Consider the following 20,247-nt stretch of genomic DNA (forward strand, 5'->3'; position numbering starts at 1 on the left):
TCGCGAATTTACTATATCATCAATGTAACCCACCGAACCTCTTGCCCTGCATCGGCACCAGAGCCACCAGCTTGAATAAGAGCCAATGCATTTGCCCTTGCGAAAGCAGCCACATTTCCAGATTTATCATTGCGAAGCGGCTCGATCATCCACTCTTTTCCATTACGGTATACGAACGCTCTTATATATCGAGGATATGGAGATGGTTTGTCTATCGGATCGGTTAATCTTCCCTCCAGCCATTCTTGACGATAATCATTTCTGCCGGTAGCTTTCATGACGATTGGGCGCAGCAGCAGCTCGGAGCCTGTGAAGCAAGCTGACGGATTGCCGGATAAACATAGTAACAGCTTGTTTCCAAATTGATAAGCAGAGGCAGGTGTTCCCGGTCTCATAAGAACCTTAGTAAACAAGGTTTCACCGCCAATCGCAGCAGCAGCTTGCTTAACAAAATCGTATTCACCGACGGAGACGCCCCCTATCGTAACTACAATATCAGCTCTATGAAGCGCATCTGATATTGCGTTCTCAATCGTTTTCTGGCAATCAGCTATAGGCTTGTAGCGCTGTACTTCCGCACCAAGCTCACGCAGCCTCGCTCCAACCATAAAACTGTTAGCATCGAAGATTTGACTTGGACGAAGCTGGCAGCCTGGCGTGGCCAGCTCGTCACCAACTGGAATAACCGCAACAATGGGTTTCTTGTACACATGGACCTCACTTTGTCCAAACGATGCAAGCACAGCAATTTCCTTTGCTTTAATCGCCGTACCCCGATATAAAATATTCAGCCCTTGTGGAACATCCTCGCCTTTTTCAGCGATATGCTGCCCCTTTTGGCTAGTGCGGTCAACTTGTATGGAAGGAAGACCGAGCAAATCTTTTCTTGCGACAGCAGCTTCCTGAATGACGATCGCATCATACCCCGCAGGCACGGGGGCGCCCGTAAAGATTCGGACAGCTTCTACAAGGTGTAACGTTGCTTCCTTCTCTTCTTGATACTGGCCAGCACGAACCTCATGACTTACCTTCAGTCGAACGGGCTGTTCCCTTGACGCGCCCAGCGTGGAAGCAGAAACGACGGCATACCCGTCCATAGCTGCCCTGCGGAATGGAGGTAAAGCGAATGGGCTTTCAAAGTCCAGAGCAAGCACGCGTGATAATGAAGCTTCTAACGGAACTGCTTCCGCAATAGGGATCTGAATAACTTTTACCATTTTCATGACGGCGATGGATACGGATGCAGTTAGCGAATCCGGCAAAGTGATGGTTGACATGAAATTCCTCCCCGTAAGTTAGGTATAACGATAAATGAACAGAAAAAGCCCTCTCCCGCTAATGGGGAAAAGGGCATCGTTGCCGTAGGAGCGTGCACGCCACTGTGCTCAACTCGTTTATATAGTAAGCTTAAACGACTCTCACGATCATGTCAATATACATTACGTGATATCTGAATATCTGTTAATTAAAAAATATATGTAATGTATATTGACATACATATTACGTGATCTTATAATTCGAGTTGGGATTACAATATCGTCATCTCTCAAATGTGAGGTAGCACAAAGACGTGCAACCGATGGCAATGAAGCCGCATTTCGTTCCTTGAATAAGGACGGATTGCGGCTTTTTAGGTTGATTATAAGAGATAAGGGAGAGATTGGGATGGACAGAAAAGGATTTTGGCAGAGTGGACACAAGCCAACATTGTTCAGCGCATTTTTGTATTTTGACATGAGTTTTATGATTTGGGTATTAATAGGCCCTCTAAGTGTTATCATTGCGGCAGATTATCCTATGGACCCTGTGCAAAAAGCGAATTTAGTCGCCCTTCCTATTTTAGGAGGTTCTATTTTAAGGTTGGTAATAGGCTTTATGACGGATTATATCGGGCCAAAGCGGACCGCGCAATTCGGAATGCTCTTTACTCTTATCCCTCTAATCATGGGCTGGAAGTTTGTTGATTCCTTAGATCAGCTTTATGTCGTTGCCCTATTGCTTGGAGTCGCGGGTGCATCGTTCGCCGCCGCTTTGCCTTTGGCGAGCCAGTGGTACTCCAAGGAGCATCAAGGTCTGGCCATGGGCATCGCTGGAGCCGGAAATAGCGGCACGGTAATTTCTACATTATTCGCTAACCGTATTGCCCAACATTACGGCAGCTGGGAGCTTGTCTTCGGACTAGCCATTATTCCAATCGTCCTCGTATTTATCATATTCACTATTTTTGCGAAAAACAGTCCGAACCGTCCTGCTCCGAAGAAGCTGTCGCAATACGCACAGGTGTTGAAGCAAGGCGACGCATGGGTATTTTGCGCCTTCTATTGCGTGACCTTTGGCGGGTTTGTGGGACTCTCCAATTATTTGACAATTTTCTTCAACACGCAATATGGGCTTTCCCCCGTGAGAGCGGCAGATTTCACAACCTTCTGCGTCATCGCGGGCAGCTTCTTCAGACCGGTTGGCGGCTACTTGTCCGATCGGATCGGCGGCGCCAAAATGCTGACGATTTTATATGCTGGAGCAGGACTTATGCTTGCTGCTGTAGCTTCCATGCCCGCCTTGCCAATTGTAATTACAATGTTATTCATTGGCATGATGTGTCTAGGAGCTGGGAACGGTTCGGTATTCCAGTTGGTGCCGCAGCGTTTTGGCAGTGAACTTGGATTAATGACCGGGATTATAGGGGCAGCCGGTGGCCTAGGCGGATATGCGCTCCCTCTTATCCTTGGCAAGCTTTATCAATCAAGCGGTTCTTACACGCCTGGATTTCTGATTTTAAGCTTGGTCACGCTCGCCTCCCTCATTCTCCTAACTGTCATGCAAACGAAATGGAAGCACAAATGGATGGCCAAAGGGGGCAAAGCAAGAATAGACCATATCTCCGACACCTCCCAAGTTAATGCTTAGCTAATCGCAGTTAGCTAAAGTATATCCCCCTGGACCGGCTAATGATCAGTCAAGGGGGATATTTTTGTCGTTTAGAAATCTTTTGAGATATAAACGTTTGGGGGTTTGCAGAAAGCCCGCCATCGCCTCCGTCCAGCGATCCTTACGAGCACCGCCCGTCCGCTCACTGTAATAACCAGAGATCACCTCGTTGTATGACGCCAACTGCTCCAGAAGTTGATCGGTATACGGATTGTACTCATCCTCATGATACACGCTGGAGAGGGGCAATCTTGGTTTCTGATCAGACGCATTGGAAGGATAGCCCACGCTTAGTCCAAATAAAGGAATAACTCTTTCAGGCGTCTTAAGCAGCTCGGCAACCTCGTCCAGCCGGTTGCGCAAGCCACCAATATAACAAATGCCGCGTCATTGCAGAATCAGCTCTCCTGACCATAAGACGATAGCGGCAATAATATTAAACCAACCGATAAACAGGGATACCTTGCTTTCTTTCATCAATCCCGCCAGTTTAAAGCCCTTGACATCAATCTGCAAAATGAGAATTCCGCTCAATAGCCATAGAAAAATGGCGTAATTGAGATAACTTGTCGTATAGCCTTCGAAAACCATCGGCCTACTCTCCTTCTTCTTTGGATACGCTCTACTATTTAGCTTTCATCCCAATTCGCCGCAGCTTCATGATTATTTTGATATCAAAGGTGCAGTCCTTGTACATCTTCTGCCAACCTTTAGCCGTTCTGACATGCTTGTTCCAAAATGATGGTTTTTTACCCCTGACATATTCGCCAAAACCGAAGATATCCGAGCCTTTTTCCTGTGTTTTCTTGATGATATCCGAGTAAAACTTGATGGACACTTCTTCCTGCTTTTTCTCGTATTGTTTTATGATAGCAGGATTATTAAACTGGATATTCTCGCTCAGCTTCTCTTCAATATTTATTTCAACCGATATGGTAATCGTAAAATGGGGGACATTATCTTTGATCTGTACCTTGGTAGTCGCTCTTCGATGAGTCGTATTTGTCATGATGGCCGTGGAAGCATCGCCAGGCTGAATGAATACGCGGTAGCCTGCAGGATTGACGCCCTTGATTCCCAAATAGCCAGCAATTTCAAGCGGCTTGGTGATGCCCACCAATTGATTGTCCCGAAAGTAAGCTAGACCTTTAATTTCGATGTTTTGCTCTTTTTTTAATTCGACATAAGGTAAAAATCCCTCTTGTCCCTTCTTGGATAAATTACTCCAAAAAATGCCGATATAATCCTTGGGGAACTTACCCATACGACTTCCTTCATCCAAGGTTGACATCAAATAAAGAGTCGGTACTCTTTCCAGCTTCGGAGTTGCATTCATAAATCGAATGGCTCGTCCCTTTGAGATCATCATCCAAGCCATTCTCCGCACTTCCGGGTTTCTGCGGAAATAATCATTTATATTTTCGAGCCCTTTTTTGGCGACGGATTCGGATACGACAATAACGCGGAGATGACCAAAGAATAGTCGGCTCGACACTTGCTGCTGCAAATTCATAAAGGCATCATCAATGCTATGACCTACTACATCAATGACCCAAACGGTTTTTTCGGCCGGTCCATTCCCTCCTCCGCTCTCTCCGGGACCAAGAGGTATTCTGCCCGGAAGTGCGATTTGAACAGCAACCCTTATTAGGTCTTTATTCGGTGGTGGTATGGATTCATTGAGATGGGAAACCTCCCCCTCTTCCTCTTGGGAATTTTCTGATTTCACTGTATCAATCGACACACCTAAGACAACGGCTCTCTCTTCGATTTCAAGCCGATCCCAGCAACCAGTCAGCATTGGCGTAATGATGAAAAGACAGCAGAATAGGTTAACGGTTTTGATCCACTTTTTTCTTCTCAACCGAATTACCTCTCTTCTTGCGAAGGATGGAAATGAATAATAACAAACCGGGATACACAATCGTAATGCAAAGGCCAATCTGGCCAACATTAACAATAATTTCATACATTTCTACAATGTTTTGCGGCAGCATCGCCATCGTAAACACAATTGGCAAAATAAAATAGGAGAACAGTTTGTGGTCCTTCAATCGGAACAACTTGCTAATCGAATATATCGTTAAGAAATAACTGGACAAAAGGGTTGTAAAAACAGCAGTTACCCATACGGCCAAAAATGCGGCATCAAGCCGCTCTAATATGTTGGCAGGCAAGGATGTTGCTTTAGCCAATTCCAGCGTGGGCCAGAGTAATTGCTTGATTTCTTCTGAGCCAAATACGCTTACCGCTGCTGCAACAATAATGACATATAGTCCACCAGCAATCAGCATTCCGCCTACACTAGCTTTCATCGCTTTCTGAGGCTTATTCATCGAAGGGATTACCGCCGTTAATACAAACGTGCCCTGAAACAAAGCGGCTATCGTCAACGTACCTTTCAACATCCCTTTTGGTTCGTTCCCCCATACCGGAAGTAAATTAATCACCTCTGCGTTCTTGAGAGACAATGCTACAATTAATAATACGGGGACTAACAGCAGTGGAAAATAAAAAGTGTGGATATAAGCAATAGTTGTAATTTCATTTCGCGTGGAAATGGCTGCAAGCAGCAGCATAACGATAACGGTAACTTCAACCGGTGTAGACCTCAGGACAGAGGTAACGACAACCTCGCCGAATTCCCTTGCTGTCAAAGAGGTAAGCACCGCAAAAAAAACGATAATAAGCACGCTTCCGACCCATGCGAGACCTTTACCGATAATATCTTGACTGTATTCAATGACTGATTTGTCGGGAAACCTCATCCCTAATGCCGTAATTAAAAGCAGTCCGACAAAAGCGAGCAGCATACCGAGAAAAGTAACTAGAGGTGCACCGGACTCTGCAGCTTTAACTGCAAATAATGGAAGGGCTAGTACCCCTACTCCGATAATTGAACTGACCAGAATAGCAGCTGCTTGTATGACGGTAATTTGGCGGTCCTGCATAACTGGTCATCCCTCCTGTTGATTGCTATCGTTGTTCGGATCAAGTGGGTTTGAGGTCTGATCAGTGCTTATGTCAAGCTCATTTGCCTTCATCTTCGTAGCATCCATGGGCTGCAGGAATGAAGGGCGCTTGTTCATCGCCCATAAAGGCCCTCGAATAATTAAATCCTTTAGACCTTGGAATTCTGTTGGGACAAGCGGACTGAGGTAAGGAACACCAAATGACTTCAACGACAGCAAATGATTGGCGATGAGGATTAACCCGATCATGACCCCATACAAACCGAAGGTTCCAGCAAGGATAATTAGCGGGAAACGGAGCAGCCGCAGGGCAAGAGCTGCATTGTATGCGGGTGTCGCAAAGGAGCCAATTGTCGTTAAAGCAATGATAACGATCGTGATTGGACTCGCAAATCCTGCGGATACCGCTGCTTGACCGATGACCAGAACACCTACGATGGAAAGGGCTCCGCCAACTTGCTGTGGCAGCCGGATCGTCGCCTCGCGCAGCACCTCCATGGATATTTCAATAATCAGCACTTCAATAATTGCGGGAAATGGAACTCCCGCCCGCCCTCCTGCAACTGCAACCGCAAAATCTGTTGGAATGAGCTCGGGGTTGAAGGAGATAATGGATACGTAAATGGATGGAAAAATTAACGAGAACATCAATGCAATTAATCTGGCTAGCCGGATAGAGCTCATCAGAAGATAACGCTCCGTGTAATCCTCTACCGTCTGATAAAATTGGCTGAAAACAGTTGGAACGACAAGTGCCAGTGGAGAACCGTCTACGAGGATTGACACGCGTCCTTCTAGTAAATTGGCAACGACCTTATCCGGCCTTTCTGTATACTGCACTTGAGGAAAAGGGGAATAATGATTGTCTTCTATAAATTGCTCGAGATAACCTGAGTCCAGTACGCCGTCAATGTCGATTTTGGATAGCCTGCGGTTGACCTCCTTCACCAGCTTTGGATTCGTTATGCCATCCATATAACAAACGGCTACCTTTGATTTTGTCCGACGTCCAATTTCCATTGTATCGACACGCAAATCTGGTGACTGGAGGCGATATCTTATTAATGAGATATTGGTACCTAGAGGTTCAATGAAGCCTTCACGCGGACCGCGAATAACCTGTTCCGTTGCCGGTTGATCAATCGCGCGCTTGTCAATATTTCTCGTCCCTAGAAGGAATGCCTTGTCCAACCCCTCTACAACGACTACTGTTTCTCCTCTTAAAATGCTCTCAATTAAAGCCGTAAGCTCAGACTCTAGTTTGCTTTCTCCGTGATATAAGGCATCATTTTGCAAAACATCGATTAATTGTCCAATTTCAATGGAGCAGCCAATCAAATGGTTCGGGACATACATTAATGGTTTGACAATATCTACATTAATCGTGCTCTGATTAACCATGTTCGAGAAATAAATAATGACTGCCGGATGCTGGCCAAATACATGAAATCGGCGTATCGTTAAATCTTCGTTTACACCTAAAATATTTTGTATAAAAGAAATGGTTTGTTCCATTTGCGTACTGATTTTTTCGCCTTTATGACGATCAAGGACGCTGCTAGGGCCGACCGCTATCGCTTTTGATTTTGTCTTCTTTCTGTTTATAGGCATTTCATCACTTCCCCGTCGACACGTAATAGCATTTGTGATTTGATTTTGGAAATATTACTCACTTTTTAGCTTTTACATGTCGAGGGTAATTTAATCATTGATGAATATTCCGCAAAATCGATAACAAAAAAGCCTTGAAAAACCCTTAATGGGTCTTTCAAGGCAATCCATAAGGAGCTACGCTGCTTAAGATGGTGAAAGCTCACGGACGGAGCCATCCTTGTGGCCGACGATGACATGTGTAGCCAATTTGACGAAGAGGCCATTGTCAACGACACCTGGTATTAGGTTTAAGGCCTGGTGAAGTTCCTCTGGATTGGCTATTTTACCAAAATGACAATCTGCGATAAAGTTTCCGTTATCCGTTTTGTAGATTTGGTCGTCTGTTTTTCTCAATAACGGTTCTGCACCGAGTTTATGGAGCTGCTTGAGCGTCATCTCATAACCAAATGGAATGATTTCCACCGGTAATGGAAAAGACCCTAACTCCTCAACGATTTTACTCTCATCTACAATAATGATTAGCTCCTTGCTTACTGAAGCAACAATCTTCTCACGAAGCAGTGCACCACCGCCGCCTTTTGTTAAATTCCAGTTGGAATCGACTTCATCTGCCCCATCTATGGTCACGTCAATCGTATCGATTTCTGCAAAGGACAATAAAGGAATACCAAGCTCCCTAGCTAACTTCTCCGAGGCGGTTGATGTTGCAATCGCTTGAATTTTCAGGCCTTCCTTCACTCTTTGACCGATTTTTCGAATGGCCCAAAAGGCGGTTGAGCCTGTGCCCAGCCCCACAATCATGCCGTCTGTCACAAATTCCACGGCTCTCTCTGCGGCTACTCTTTTTGATTCCATTACGTCAACTCCTATTCATTTATTTCCGACAATGGTCACTTGGTTACATCACGCACATCTCCGATTAGGCCAGGGGTTACCAGAAGGTTTTCAAACTTCACCTTACAGCCCTCGCCAATAGGTGATTGTGCGACTACTCCTACTTTAAGCTCTTGTGGAGCATCCATTCCGAAATACCTCACCATCTTCCATTGTTCACCGTCTATTGAGTAATGAAATGCGAAGCATTTCCCGGATCTTGCTATCCTTAAGTAAGGGTGCAATGTTGCTGCTTCGCCGGATACACAATCATCCGAATTATTTTGGGTGACAACACTTAGAATGGAAGGTTTGTTGTCAAAAAACTCAAAGCAGAGCTTCGCCCAATTTAATTCGTCAGCCATAATCATCAAACAACCAGAATCATATTGCTTTAGCATATCCACACTCACTCTAGTTTCCACACTGAAATCACCATTGATCGTCGTATAAAGAAACGGCGCAGATGCTTTAATCGAAACGCCAGCTGGATCTCGGAAAAAATCAGCCATTGCGGGTGCAGACACCGTTAGGGCTTGATTGTCATCAAATGACCATTCTTTAGGATCATTCATCCATTTAAGCTCTGAAGACAAGCTTTGGTCTAAGCAGTTAATAAATAAATCCATAATCATCATCTCCTGTTGAATATTGTAATATGATATCTAATGCTATTATGCTGGTCATATTCTACCATTAATATAATCTTTTCTCATAGGTTTCCTTTAGCGAAGCTGCAATATCATCTTCATGGGATGCGGTGTGCGCTGCTAATATTTTTGCGGCGTTTGGCAAATGTTCGCTTGAAAGCCAACTATCTGGTTGCCATAGCCTTGAGCGTTTGAAAGCTTTTGCGCAATGAATATAACATTCTTCGACTTCAACTCCGATCGCGACTAGCGGTTCTTTGTCAAACGCCTTCATACGCTCCAATATCGCTTTATCCTTGATAACAGTAGCTATTCCGTTGATCCGTAAGGTTTCTTCGAGCTGCGGGATTACAAACAGAATTCCAATGTTAGGATTCTCAAGTATATTTAAAATAGAATCGAGCCTTCGATTGCCTGGCCGTTCCGGAATAACGAGATGCTTGTCGCCTAGGATATGGACGAAACCGCTTTGATCGCCGCGCGGGGAAACGTCACACGAACCTAAACGATCTGCGGTGGATATGAAAAGCATAGGAGATCTTTCTATAAAGCTTTTGCAATGCTCATCGAGATAGTTAATCGTTTTTTTCATGACGAGTGGGCTAGGATAACCAAGCAGCTCTCTTAATTGCTCCTCGCTCTGAATCGAATCTTTAAATATAGGACTCATAGCTAATATCTCCTTCTCTCTCTTCAGCATGAAGTATTCTTCTATTTAGACACTTAATGCCATTATAACGATCTTTGTTAGGAATGAATACCCAAATTCAGGGAAATGCGACTTTCACTTTCAACCACTTCATGTTTTTTAGAGTTCATTGTTTATGTCATTAATTAAATGGTTATATACTTTAGGCGAATATTGATTTAGTTGTCCCAAAGCCAGATAAAAGCTAGATCGAATGAACGCTATTTATGTCGTTAATTTTTTCTTTTCCCTTCCCATCAAGCGACAAACATCCCGCCTTGTATCTGATAATATTTTTACTAGGTTGTCCCACCACAGAATAGGAGCGCTGATTATGAATACAATAGCGAATGAACATTTTACAAACGAAACGATTGCTTTTGACGGATTTAGCTTTATTGGCTGTACCTTTACGAATTGCGTTATTATTATCACTACGCTTGAATTTAACTTTGAAAGATGCTCGTTCTTTGAGTCCTCCCTGCATGTCAATCCCAAGCTATCCATCTTTGAAATTTCGCACAAGCTCTCTCAGTCCACGTATGATTCGGATACCAATTGCTATCGTAATGATTATAAATACCCTCAGACTGTTGTTGATCTGCCAGTTGCAACGCTTCGTTAATTGAATATTACTTTGATGGATTCAAAATAATAATGCTGTTAATGCTACTCCATACAGTAATAAAAGAAGAAGCTATCCCACTGTCATATGACAGAAGGATAGCTTCTTCTTTTCAACCCCAAAAGTCTCGAGTTAGCTATAACATTCGATTAGCTAAGCGCTCGATGCGCAGCACAAGCTCCTGCATATGAAATGGTTTGACTACATAATCATCGGCACCGATTTGCAACGCTTGAACAATGTCCGCCGTATTGTTGCGAGCGGTCAGCATTACGATTAAAAGCTGCTGCTCGGGATAATTCATGCGAAGCTGCCGAAGCACCTCTAAGCCGTCTAGATCTGGCATGGAACCGTCTAGCAAGATGATATATTTTTCGCCTTCATTGTACCAGGAAGATTCCAAAAAAGCGTTGCCGCTTGCATACTCCGAAGCTGTCACCTTAATATGGCTGGCAGGCTTCCAATCATAGAAACGATGGATGACAATTTCTCTAATTAGAGGATCATCATCGACAATAATAACGTTAAGGGACATTTCGCGGCTCTTCTCGATTAATTCCTTCGAATAGACCACGGTTTGGTTTCTGCCAGATCGCTTGCCGCTATACAATGCCTGATCTGCTTCCGCAATTAACAGCTCAACATGACTGTTAGGCAGGCAGATCTCCGTTACACCGGAGGAGAATGTGACCTGAAAAGCTTCATTATTCGATTGAAACTTAACGACATTAAATACTTGACGGAAACGCTCGATGAGGATGGCAGCTTGCACGGCATCGGTTTTTGGCAAAATCAAGGCAAACTCTTCTCCACCATAGCGGCACAAAATATCCGTTGGCCGAATATTCTCTTGAGCAGTTGCCACAAAAGCCTGCAGCACTTCGTCTCCCATCAAATGCCCGTATGTATCATTTACATGCTTGAAGTAATCCAAATCAAGCATAACAAGCGAGAAAACTTCATTTGAACGCTTGAAGCTTTCAATTTGCTGTTCGATGGATTGATTAAAATGTTTTCGATTATAGGCGCCCGTCAGCTCATCAATAATAATGGAACGCTCCCAATCCTGTTTCATAGCAAAGCGGTTATCGATAAGAGCCGTCAGAAGCTCTACGTCAAACGGTTTTGCCAAAAAATCCATTGCTCCTGAACGGTAGGCATTAATTTGGTTTTCAATAGAGAAGTTGCCGCTGACCATAATGATGGGAATATGCTCCTGTTTCGCTTTATCGACAATTTGATGAAGGACTTCCATGCCGCTTTGGTCCGGGAGAACGATATCGAGCAAAATGAGGCCAGGCTTCCATTCATAGAATAGTTTGAGCCCTCGCTCGGCATTTAGTGCAATAGTCACGGGATAGTTTTGCTTTTCTAAAACTTCCTTTACATACGTAACGAAATGTACATCGTCATCAATAACAAGCACACGTTTTTGTATGTTATCTGGATTATCCAGTCCTGCGGATTCATTAAGAACTGTTGATTCAGTTCCTTTATTCTCCAAATTTGCATAAGGCAAAAGATGCGTTAGCGGCAGCAAATGCTCTGACCATTCCTTGCGTAAGAGCGCTTTAGTACTTTTTTCTGAAAATATCTTCTCTTTTTCTTCTGAAAACTTCTCAATTTCTAGCAATCCGATTGTTCCGCTTGTTCCTTTGAGATTATGAAAAAATCGATAAATTTCTTGTTCTTGGACACGGGCTTGACCGGACCAAACATCAATGGTTTCCAGTATTCGTTGTTGAATAAGCTTTTTGTATTTTTCGGTTTTCATTGCAATGGACTCCCTCGATTATCGCAGCATGTGCGTAATGGCTGCACTTAGTCTGCCGGGTAAATAGGGTTTTACTAGAAAGACATTGATTCCCCATTGTGCCGCCTTCTCTTTCTCCTCAAATGCACTGGAGATGATGATCGGTTTGTTATGCAGAATTTCTGATTTTTTGATTTTGCTAATAATATCCCATCCGGTGATGTCGGGCTCTAGCATAAGGTCAATTACGACGATATCAGGATTCAGCATTTCAATCTCATTTATCGCCTTCATACCCTCCGTAAACAAATGGACATGAAATCCACTGGATTGCAGCTCATCTCGTAACAATATTGATAAGTTATGATCATTTTCAATTAGCATGACTTGAATGGTCGTCTCGGTCCCTACATAAACCCGTTGCTCTTCCTCTTCTACAGGATGTGGGTTCGCTGTAGGCAGCGTGACCGTGAAGGTACTGCCGTTTCCAAACTCGGACTCCACCTCAATCGACCCTTCATGCCTGGCAATAATTTCTTTAACGATTGCAAGTCCCAAACCGGTGCCGCCAATCTCTCTGCGATCTGAATTATCTACTCTGTAAAACTTTTTAAATAGATTGGGAAGTGCATCCTTTGGAATGCCAAGCCCCTGATCTTCCATACGTACTATGATTTTATCATCTTTTATGCCGCAATATAGTGTTATTTGTCCGCCATTTGGGGAGTATTTAATTGCATTGCTAAGCAAATTGATAAAAACCTGCTGGAGTTTGTCACGGTCTGCCAGTATGGTCGCTTCAGGAGCATCGTTTTGCCATACGATTTGATGGTTGCCTGAAGACAATTGCTGCATCTCAATAACCTCATCAATTAATGACGTTAATGAAATAGATTTGATTTCATACGTTTGCTTCCCAGACTCCATTCGCTGCAAATCAAGAAAATCATTTATTAATGTCGTTAACCTTCTTGCTTCTTGATGGATGGTTGTTATATATTTTCGCTGCCGTTCGGGTTTAAGCTCCCGATGCAGCAGCAGCTCCGCAAACCCAAGAACACTGGCAAGCGGAGTACGAAGCTCATGGCTTACTGTGCTGACGAACTCTGATTTCATTCGGTCAACTTCATACTCCTTGGTGATATCCCGGTGAACAAGAAGCAAACCAAATTTTTGACCGTTCCGATAAAGCGGCTCACCATAAATTTGAATGAATTTCCGTTCCGGCTCCGTAATTTCGTAATTCATGCTTCGAAGACCGTTCAAATGCCCTGCTGTCACAAGTGCCTCCATGAAATGAATAAATGGCTCTGCTTCAACAACGGTGGATTGCACATCAATTTTAAATTGCTCAAGCGGCAAATGAATCGATCCATCCGATTGCTGAAATAACCCGAAGATTTCAGACATCTTGCGGTTAACTTGTAAGGTAGTTCCATCCAGGTCCAGCAGTTGTATACCTTCTTGTACCGTATTTAGCATATCGCTTGTCATAAGACGCTGCTTTTCTGACTGCTCATACAAATACAATTTATCGAATGCCAATGAAATTTGCTTCACCATACTTACGATTTCCGTCTCTTCTTGCTTTGTAATGCTCCGGTTTACTTTGGTGATGACGATACATGCTACCATTTCCTCATTTGCATTCAATATAGGCAGAATAAGATCGGTAGCTCTTGTCGATTGTTCATGATAGCCTTGCTCTGGTGCTGTACAATCGCGTGTAATGGTGTACGCTTCTTTCGTCTGGAGTGCCCGAAGTATTATTCCGTCGTCTATCGTCTTGATGAACTGGTCAGCTGCATATTCAGATATTCCGATTGAAGCATAAGAATGCTCTCGGTTCATCATCACAATGAATCCTTTATCCGAATCCGTAATGGCAACCATATTGCTTATTATGCTTTCCAGCAGTTCTTGCTGCTCTAGCGTATTGGATAACGATTGGACCAGCAAATTCCGTTTCTCCAAATACTGTTCATTTTTTTCCATACGTCCGAGCGCCTGCTGCAGTTCTTCTTGTTGTGCTTGCAGTTCATCCTGCTGAGCGAACAATTCTTCATTCTGAGCGACCAGCTCTTCCTCTTTATTCTGAATTTGGGCCATCATGCTCTGGAAAGTTCGGGCAAGTTCGCCAAGCTCATCCTCCCGAGTTATGTGTTCAACTTCAATGAACTCTCCCTCCGCAAATCGCCGCGCATATCCGGTTAACTTCTGAAGCGGTACGCCAACATCCTTCGCGACTTTTCTTGTAATAACGGAAGAAATAACTAGAATTAACAGGATATACGCAATAAATAGCAAGGCTTGAAATGATAAACTCTGAATGAGCTGATCGTTTTTGTCTTCTGCAATCTTCTGAACTTGATGCTCAAAATCGCGCGAATAGCTGATCAGTTTATTCACAGGATTATCTTCTCCAGCAGATACCAGCACTCGGAGGGCAGCATAATTTTGCACTTTGGAGTATTCGATTGCTTTGGGAAGAATTTGGACGAAATAGTCAATGAAAAAAGATTCGATATTTTGCATGACCTCTTGCTCTGAAGCACTGAGCGGCAATACTTTAATTTCCGCTAGAGCCTGATCCAGCGAAGCTTTTTCGATAAAAATCTGCTTGTATTCAAAATCCGATAAATAAACATAGTAACCGCGAGCACGCAAAATAATCTCGTTAGAATGGTCGGCTATTTGGGACACTAGCTCTTGTTTCTCCCGCAGCTCGGTTGTCTCTTCTTCATAATCTTTTAAAATGAATAGCGTGCTTAACAGCACAAAAACAGCACCAACCAAAATCAAGGTTAGCGCTAGAATCATCATCGATGTGAACTGCCGCGTAATGCTTTTTTTATAATAGTGCTGCAGCTTACCCACGAAGCATCTCCTCTACCTTATCGATAAGCTCCAACGGACTAAACGGTTTTGACATAAATCCGTCAGCACCCGCTTGAATGACCTTATCCTGCTCAGCTTGTTGGCTCTTGGCTGAGAGCATCAAAATCTTAGATTGCTGGCGGCTCTCCAACTGCCTTGCCTTTTCGATCACTTCTATTCCAGTCATCTTGGGCATCATGTAATCGAGAATGACCAAATCAAAATCAATTTCTTTTATTTTTTCCAATGCTTCTTCTCCATCGGCGGCTTCTTCCAGTGTATAACCTTCATCCTCTAGCGTATCCATAATCAGCATACGTAAGATTGGTTCGTCTTCGGCAATTAATAGTGTTTTCATTTTGTTATCCTCCACTGCGATGTTCGTTAGCTCTTCTCGACATATGATGCCATAAAACTACATATTAGGAGTTCGACATTCGACAAACAATCCCTTTAAGTGAGAATGAAATTGTATGCAAAAAAGCAGATGCCTCAAGGCATCTGCTTTTTGTCAGGGTACATTACCGTGCTTTAACGATAATTTTACGGATGCTCTCCCCTGACAAATGATATTTCCGCTCCAGATCCGCAACGGTCCAGCCGCTCGTGTAATAAAGATAAATTTCTTTGTTCCGCTCTGCCAGCAGTTTCCGCGTTCCGCTGACCTCACCCCAATGTGCTCGTTGATCAGCAGCCTTAGGAACGTAAATCAGGTCTCCCTGGATATATTTCTGCAATTCCTTCAACAAACTAGGGGGAAGCACATCTCTCCCATTTTTGTAGTTCACAATAAACGTCCTCCTCGAACAAACTCAGCTTAGTTCTATCATTCATAGTCGCACCTCTTAACATCTTTACTGCCTCCCTTCGATTATTTGTAAAATTATTCGTGCCTTGAAATAAAAAAAGCCATGGTTGCCATATCTCCCATAGATACTTCTTTTGATAAGTACTTTATAAGTATATTGTAAGCCTTTACAGTTGACAAGAAATGTTTGACATGATTTCCAGTTTATTTTGATCTGTCATATGAGAAATAAAAGGAGGCCTTGCGGCCTCCTTCTTATGGGTGATCTCCGCTTAAACGGAGATCACCTCCAAGTTGTTAATCAAATCGATCAGCTCCTTTCCTATTCATTCGTCGGCCCGACTTCATCATTATATAGCCTCGGAACTAAGACAAGAAAGTGTAAAAACAGCTATAACTGAACTTTACCAACTCTAGTAATGTCAAGAAATAAAAATGAGATTTTTATTATGACTTTTTAATAATTGCCAATTTGATTAGTCGTATCAAGGCTTTTTTTTCTCATAGGTAATTTGTGGGTAATTAATCTATGTTATGGTATTTCTAGCAGATTCACAAACTACATAATACTAGGAGGAACATCATGATTAACTCGAAGAAAACACGGTTTAGTAAAGTAATAGCAGGAATTGGTATTAGCCTATCCATTGCGATTTCCGCAGGCTCGTTCGCACTGCCTCAAGAGGTACAAGCGGCAACAAGCTCATCAACAGCATCAAATGTTATCGCCACAGGTAAGAAGTATATCGGCGTGCCTTATAAATTCGGAGCATCCTCCGGTATTACTAGTTCATTTGACTGCTCATCCTTTACTCAATATGTATACAAAAAAAATGGAATCAGTCTTCCGAGATCATCCAAGCAGCAAGCAAAGTCCGGTTATTACGTATCAAGAAGCAATCTTAAAGCGGGCGATCTTATTTTCTCGGACACGAATCGTGACGGCATTATAAACCATGTAAGCATTTATATCGGCAATGGCAAGCTGCTTCATACGTATAGAGTAGGTGTTGGCGTTACGATCTCTACTTTTGCCGGCAGCACTTGGGACAAGACTTATGTCACAGCACGCCGTGTAATTTAATGTACTCAAGAGGCTTGTCTTCTCTAGACGAAGACAAGCCTCTTTTTGTTGCACCTCTCTTCTGAAGCTGCTTCTAGTCTGCCAACAAACCAAGCATCTTCAAGCCATGCCGAATGCCGTCCTCCGACACATCCTTCGTAACATAACGAGCCATTTGCTTTACGATATCAGGTGAATTCCCCATAGCTACACTATGGTAAACATATTGGAGCATCTCCAAGTCATTTAATCCATCACCAAAAGCATAAATATCCTCGTGACTCACGCCTGTCCGTTCAATTAATGCTTGGATGCCTTTTGCCTTAGAACCGCCTGGCGGAAGTATGTCGCTTCCATACAAATGCCATCGGTTGTATCCAAATTCAGAAAAGTTTGCTTTGTAGTATCCCTCGTCTTCCTCTTTGCAATAAAGCAAGCATTGATAGATATCTTTTCCAATGTGATAATCTGGCTCTAGCGGTGGAAGCCGCAGCTTTAATGGTTCGTCTGCGTCCTCCGTATAGGCGGTTTGCAGCGTATTGGAACGCATGCCGTCCGGTGTCATATACACCAGCGGGTGTTTATTCGTGATTGTTATTTGGGCAAGCTCATTCAGACGTTCAGCATCAATCGGATGGCTATAAATCACTTCCCCTTTATAAACGACATAGGAACCGTTAAAGCTAACGTAGGAATCGATCTGCAATGCTTCGCTTACCGGTTTTAACATGAAAGGCCCTCTGCCTGTGGCGATGACTACCTCGTGTCCAGCTTTCTTCAATTCTGCAATGGATTCCTTCGTTGATGCAGGAATTTTTTTGTCATGATCAACCAGCGTTCCGTCAATATCAAAAAATAATAGTTTTTTTGTCATGTTCAGTGCCCTCAATCCTTCGTATCATAAGCTTCATTATACCCTATTTCTAGCATGCTCGGGCGTTGTCTGAATATCGACAAATAAACTGATGCCGTGAGCGGCATCAGTTTATTTGCAAACACGGATAGCTAAGACTTATGCAGCCATTTGGAGCATGGAATGGATATAAGGTGCTCGGCTACTCGTTTGCACGAGTGTTTTTCTGGTGATTTGGGTTACGACGGCAGCTTCGTCCAGCATCGCAAGCTCAATAAGCGCATTCAAATCGCCGTTTCGATAAGCGGTAGTGATTGCTTTGAGCAACTTTTGTCTATCGTCACTTAATGGCTGAATTGCCGCTGCCTCTTCAAGGCTGCTTCTTACCTCATGCAGTCTCTCTCTTGCACGATAAAGCGCCGCTTTAACCGCTCCCTTTGATAAATGGAGCAGCTCTGAAGTGTCAGATATAGAAAGTGCCAACCCCTCGCGGAGAAGGAAAACCGTACGCTGCAGCGGCGATAAATGCTTCAAAATCGCATGCAGGGATTCCTCTATTTCTAAAGTATCTGTTCTTGACTCTGCTAGGATTGGATTTTCAATCAAAAGGATGCGTGCGTACTGATTACGTCGCCTTGTCTCGTCAATCCATGTATTTTTGGCGATACGCAGCATCAGTGCTTCCTGATTATTGTGCTGGTGCTGGCCCTTGTCTGCTGCCCGCAGTGCCTTTAGCCAAGTCTCTTGCGCCAAATCCTCAGCATCCCACTTAGACTTCGTTAAGGACAAACAATATCTTTGAACGGTACCATGCAGGTGCTCGATTTTTATGTCAGCGTTGATACTTTTAATGTCCGCTCGCTTCTTTTCCATTATTCTGCCTCCTCAGCTCTATCCCATCTTACGCCAGGTAAAGGGAGTTATCCTTATTGAAGTAAACGAATGAACTCACCAAAAGGATACGCATAAAAAGATTTTTCTTTTCCGTATCCTTTGCCTCCGTATATTCGTTTTCAGATCGAAAGCAATCAAATGATATTGGAGGCAAACAAACATGAGCCAATTTGTACCTTATGTCGTTGAGCAAACGAGCCGCGGTGAAAGATCCTATGATATCTATTCCAGGCTGCTCAAAGACCGCATTATCTTTCTTGGTTCTGCCATCGACGATCAAGTATCCAACAGCATCATTGCGCAGTTGCTGCTATTAGCCGCAGAAGAACCGGATAAACCGATTTTTATGTACATCAATAGTCCTGGCGGTTCCACTTCAGCTGGTTTTGCCATACTGGATACGATGAATTACGTGAAACCGCCCATACACACCATTTGCACAGGGCTTGCCGCATCTTTTGGCGCTATTTTGCTGCTGGCAGGGGAGAAAGGACAACGGGGTGCGCTGCCGAATAGTGAAATTATGATCCATCAGCCTCATGGCGGTGTCCAGGGCCAGGCCAGTGACATCGCAATCAGCGCCAAACGCGTATTGAATATTCGCGCAAAGATAAATCAAATCTCAGCAGAAAATACGGGTCAGCCCATCGAAAAAATCGAAAAGGATATGGATCGAGATTATTATATGTCATCACAAGAGGCATTGGAATACGGAATTATCGACAAGATCATTACGTCTATGTAGAGATTAGGCTTTTGTGCATCCAGATCGCCGCTTGGCTCCCATCACCCATCGCAATGGTTACCATCTCGGAATGGGCGGTTACGTCTCCTGCCGCCCATACATATCGTGAGCTGGTTTGCTTGGTACGCGGATCAACAACAATATGATGGTTATCTGTTAGTTCTGCACGTAGCTGTTTAGCCAGTTCAGATTGCACATGATTCCCTCCCATTGCAACAAAACAATGCTTACGGGATATTATTGAGCCGTCCTCCAAATGAATACCGAGAAATTGGGAATATTCAGTCAAAACGGTACGGATCGACTCGTTAAGATAGGTAATCTTTTTGCTAATTAATTGGTTGTGGAGTTCTTCATTAAGCGCTACCTGTTCATGATTCACGTAAATAAGTTCAGACGTCCAGTGCATTAAGGTTAGTGCCATTCTTGCACCAGCGTCACCAGAACCAATAACGAGTGTTGGTTGATTTGTAACTTCATAACCATCGCAGTCCGGACAAATAAACACGCTAATGCCCATACATGGATAAAGATCCGGAAAATCAGGGAGCCGATCCTTGACACCCGTTGCAATTAAAAGTCTCTTCCCGTAAAAGTTTTGCTTTTCTGTTGAAATAATATGAATACCATTTGCCATTTGGTGAGCTTGACTGGCTTTTGCCTTGATAAAAGAAACACCAAGCTGCTCTGCTTGCAGTTTGCCTGCGGCAATCAGCTCCGAGCCGCTAATGCCGTTTGGGAATCCAATGAGATTATGATAGCTCTTGCAAATGGAGGATCGTCCTTCTGCAGCATCGATAACAGCAACACTATGGCGATAACGTCCTAATTGGATTGCCGCTTGAAGGCCTGCAAATCCCCCGCCAACTATCAGGCAGTCGTAGCGCATTGTCTTCCCTCCGTA

20 protein-coding genes are annotated in these 20,247 nt (G+C 43.7%); 4 read left to right on the forward strand and 16 right to left on the reverse strand.

Features of this window, described 5'->3' with window-relative positions; translation table 11 throughout:
* Positions 1-11: 11 nt before the first annotated feature.
* The gene (locus E0496_RS08650; protein WP_141501186.1) at positions 12-1,277 is read right to left on the reverse strand and encodes a molybdopterin molybdotransferase MoeA; all 1,266 of its coding nucleotides are present in this window, start codon (positions 1,275-1,277) and stop codon (positions 12-14) included.
* A gap of 388 nt (positions 1,278-1,665) precedes the next feature.
* Between E0496_RS08650 and E0496_RS08655 the strand changes: the two genes are divergently transcribed.
* A complete protein-coding gene (locus E0496_RS08655) occupies positions 1,666-2,907 on the forward strand; it encodes a nitrate/nitrite transporter (protein ID WP_141501187.1) in 1,242 nt (413 codons plus the stop codon).
* Positions 2,908-2,952: 45 nt separating this feature from the next.
* Here the strand turns inward: E0496_RS08655 and E0496_RS08660 are convergent, their stop codons facing one another.
* The 8 genes from E0496_RS08660 to E0496_RS08695 all read right to left on the reverse strand — a co-directional run bounded on the left by E0496_RS08660 (position 2,953) and on the right by E0496_RS08695 (position 9,707).
* A complete protein-coding gene (locus tag E0496_RS08660; protein ID WP_141501188.1) occupies positions 2,953-3,291 on the reverse strand; it encodes a nitroreductase family protein in 339 nt (112 codons plus the stop codon).
* Positions 3,292-3,315: 24 nt separating this feature from the next.
* Positions 3,316-3,519: a CLC_0170 family protein gene (locus tag E0496_RS08665; RefSeq protein ID WP_141501189.1), complete on the reverse strand. Its 204-nt coding sequence runs from the start codon at positions 3,517-3,519 to the stop codon at positions 3,316-3,318.
* 34 nt (positions 3,520-3,553) lie between these two features.
* Entirely contained in the window at positions 3,554-4,792 is a 1,239-nt protein-coding gene (locus E0496_RS08670) for a Ger(x)C family spore germination protein (RefSeq protein WP_241674648.1), read from the reverse strand.
* Positions 4,761-5,879, reverse strand: coding sequence for a GerAB/ArcD/ProY family transporter (locus E0496_RS08675; protein WP_141501190.1), 1,119 nt, complete (start codon positions 5,877-5,879; stop codon positions 4,761-4,763). Before E0496_RS08675 ends, E0496_RS08670 begins: the two co-directional genes overlap by 32 nt.
* Positions 5,880-5,885: 6 nt before the next feature.
* The gene (locus E0496_RS08680) at positions 5,886-7,511 is read right to left on the reverse strand and encodes a spore germination protein (RefSeq protein ID WP_141501191.1); all 1,626 of its coding nucleotides are present in this window, start codon (positions 7,509-7,511) and stop codon (positions 5,886-5,888) included.
* Between the two features lie 186 nt (positions 7,512-7,697).
* Positions 7,698-8,369, reverse strand: a complete 672-nt coding sequence (rpiA, locus tag E0496_RS08685) for a ribose-5-phosphate isomerase RpiA (RefSeq protein ID WP_141501192.1) — start codon at positions 8,367-8,369, stop codon at positions 7,698-7,700.
* A gap of 35 nt (positions 8,370-8,404) precedes the next feature.
* Positions 8,405-9,016, reverse strand: coding sequence for a DUF1349 domain-containing protein (locus E0496_RS08690; RefSeq protein WP_141501193.1), 612 nt, complete (start codon positions 9,014-9,016; stop codon positions 8,405-8,407).
* Between the two features lie 67 nt (positions 9,017-9,083).
* Positions 9,084-9,707, reverse strand: coding sequence for a pyridoxamine 5'-phosphate oxidase family protein (locus E0496_RS08695; protein WP_141501194.1), 624 nt, complete (start codon positions 9,705-9,707; stop codon positions 9,084-9,086).
* Positions 9,708-10,059: 352 nt separating this feature from the next.
* Here E0496_RS08695 and E0496_RS08700 point away from each other — a divergent pair, with 352 nt between their 5' ends.
* The gene (locus E0496_RS08700) at positions 10,060-10,350 is read left to right on the forward strand and encodes a hypothetical protein (protein WP_141501195.1); all 291 of its coding nucleotides are present in this window, start codon (positions 10,060-10,062) and stop codon (positions 10,348-10,350) included.
* A gap of 136 nt (positions 10,351-10,486) precedes the next feature.
* Here the strand turns inward: E0496_RS08700 and E0496_RS08705 are convergent, their stop codons facing one another.
* From E0496_RS08705 to E0496_RS08720, 4 genes are all read right to left on the reverse strand, one after another.
* Entirely contained in the window at positions 10,487-12,124 is a 1,638-nt protein-coding gene (locus E0496_RS08705) for a GGDEF domain-containing response regulator (RefSeq protein WP_141501196.1), read from the reverse strand.
* Between the two features lie 18 nt (positions 12,125-12,142).
* A complete protein-coding gene (locus E0496_RS08710) occupies positions 12,143-14,980 on the reverse strand; it encodes an ATP-binding protein (RefSeq protein WP_141501197.1) in 2,838 nt (945 codons plus the stop codon).
* The gene (locus E0496_RS08715) at positions 14,973-15,338 is read right to left on the reverse strand and encodes a response regulator transcription factor (RefSeq protein ID WP_141501198.1); all 366 of its coding nucleotides are present in this window, start codon (positions 15,336-15,338) and stop codon (positions 14,973-14,975) included. Before E0496_RS08715 ends, E0496_RS08710 begins: the two co-directional genes overlap by 8 nt.
* Positions 15,339-15,501: 163 nt before the next feature.
* Positions 15,502-15,768: a CD3324 family protein gene (locus tag E0496_RS08720; RefSeq protein WP_175598030.1), complete on the reverse strand. Its 267-nt coding sequence runs from the start codon at positions 15,766-15,768 to the stop codon at positions 15,502-15,504.
* Positions 15,769-16,371: 603 nt separating this feature from the next.
* On the opposite strand from E0496_RS08720, the gene E0496_RS08725 reads away from it, so the two are divergent.
* Entirely contained in the window at positions 16,372-16,872 is a 501-nt protein-coding gene (locus E0496_RS08725; RefSeq protein ID WP_141501199.1) for a C40 family peptidase, read from the forward strand.
* Between the two features lie 73 nt (positions 16,873-16,945).
* On the opposite strand, the gene E0496_RS08730 is transcribed toward E0496_RS08725, so the two are convergent.
* On the reverse strand, positions 16,946-17,725 hold the full coding sequence (locus tag E0496_RS08730; RefSeq protein WP_141501200.1) for a Cof-type HAD-IIB family hydrolase: 780 nt from the start codon (positions 17,723-17,725) through the stop codon (positions 16,946-16,948).
* 138 nt (positions 17,726-17,863) lie between these two features.
* On the reverse strand, positions 17,864-18,577 hold the full coding sequence (locus tag E0496_RS08735) for an RNA polymerase sigma factor (protein WP_141501201.1): 714 nt from the start codon (positions 18,575-18,577) through the stop codon (positions 17,864-17,866).
* A gap of 181 nt (positions 18,578-18,758) precedes the next feature.
* Here E0496_RS08735 and E0496_RS08740 point away from each other — a divergent pair, with 181 nt between their 5' ends.
* Positions 18,759-19,343 carry an ATP-dependent Clp protease proteolytic subunit gene (locus E0496_RS08740; RefSeq protein WP_141501202.1) on the forward strand — a complete coding sequence of 195 codons (585 nt, stop codon included), beginning with the start codon at positions 18,759-18,761 and terminating at the stop codon, positions 19,341-19,343.
* Here E0496_RS08740 and E0496_RS08745 read toward each other — a convergent pair.
* Entirely contained in the window at positions 19,336-20,232 is an 897-nt protein-coding gene (locus E0496_RS08745; protein WP_141501203.1) for an NAD(P)/FAD-dependent oxidoreductase, read from the reverse strand. The genes E0496_RS08740 and E0496_RS08745 overlap by 8 nt on opposite strands.
* Positions 20,233-20,247: the final 15 nt, after the last annotated feature.

Origin of the sequence: Paenibacillus luteus (assembly GCF_006542765.1) — a bacterium.
GTDB classification, from domain to species: Bacteria; Bacillota; Bacilli; order Paenibacillales; family Paenibacillaceae; genus Pristimantibacillus; species Pristimantibacillus luteus.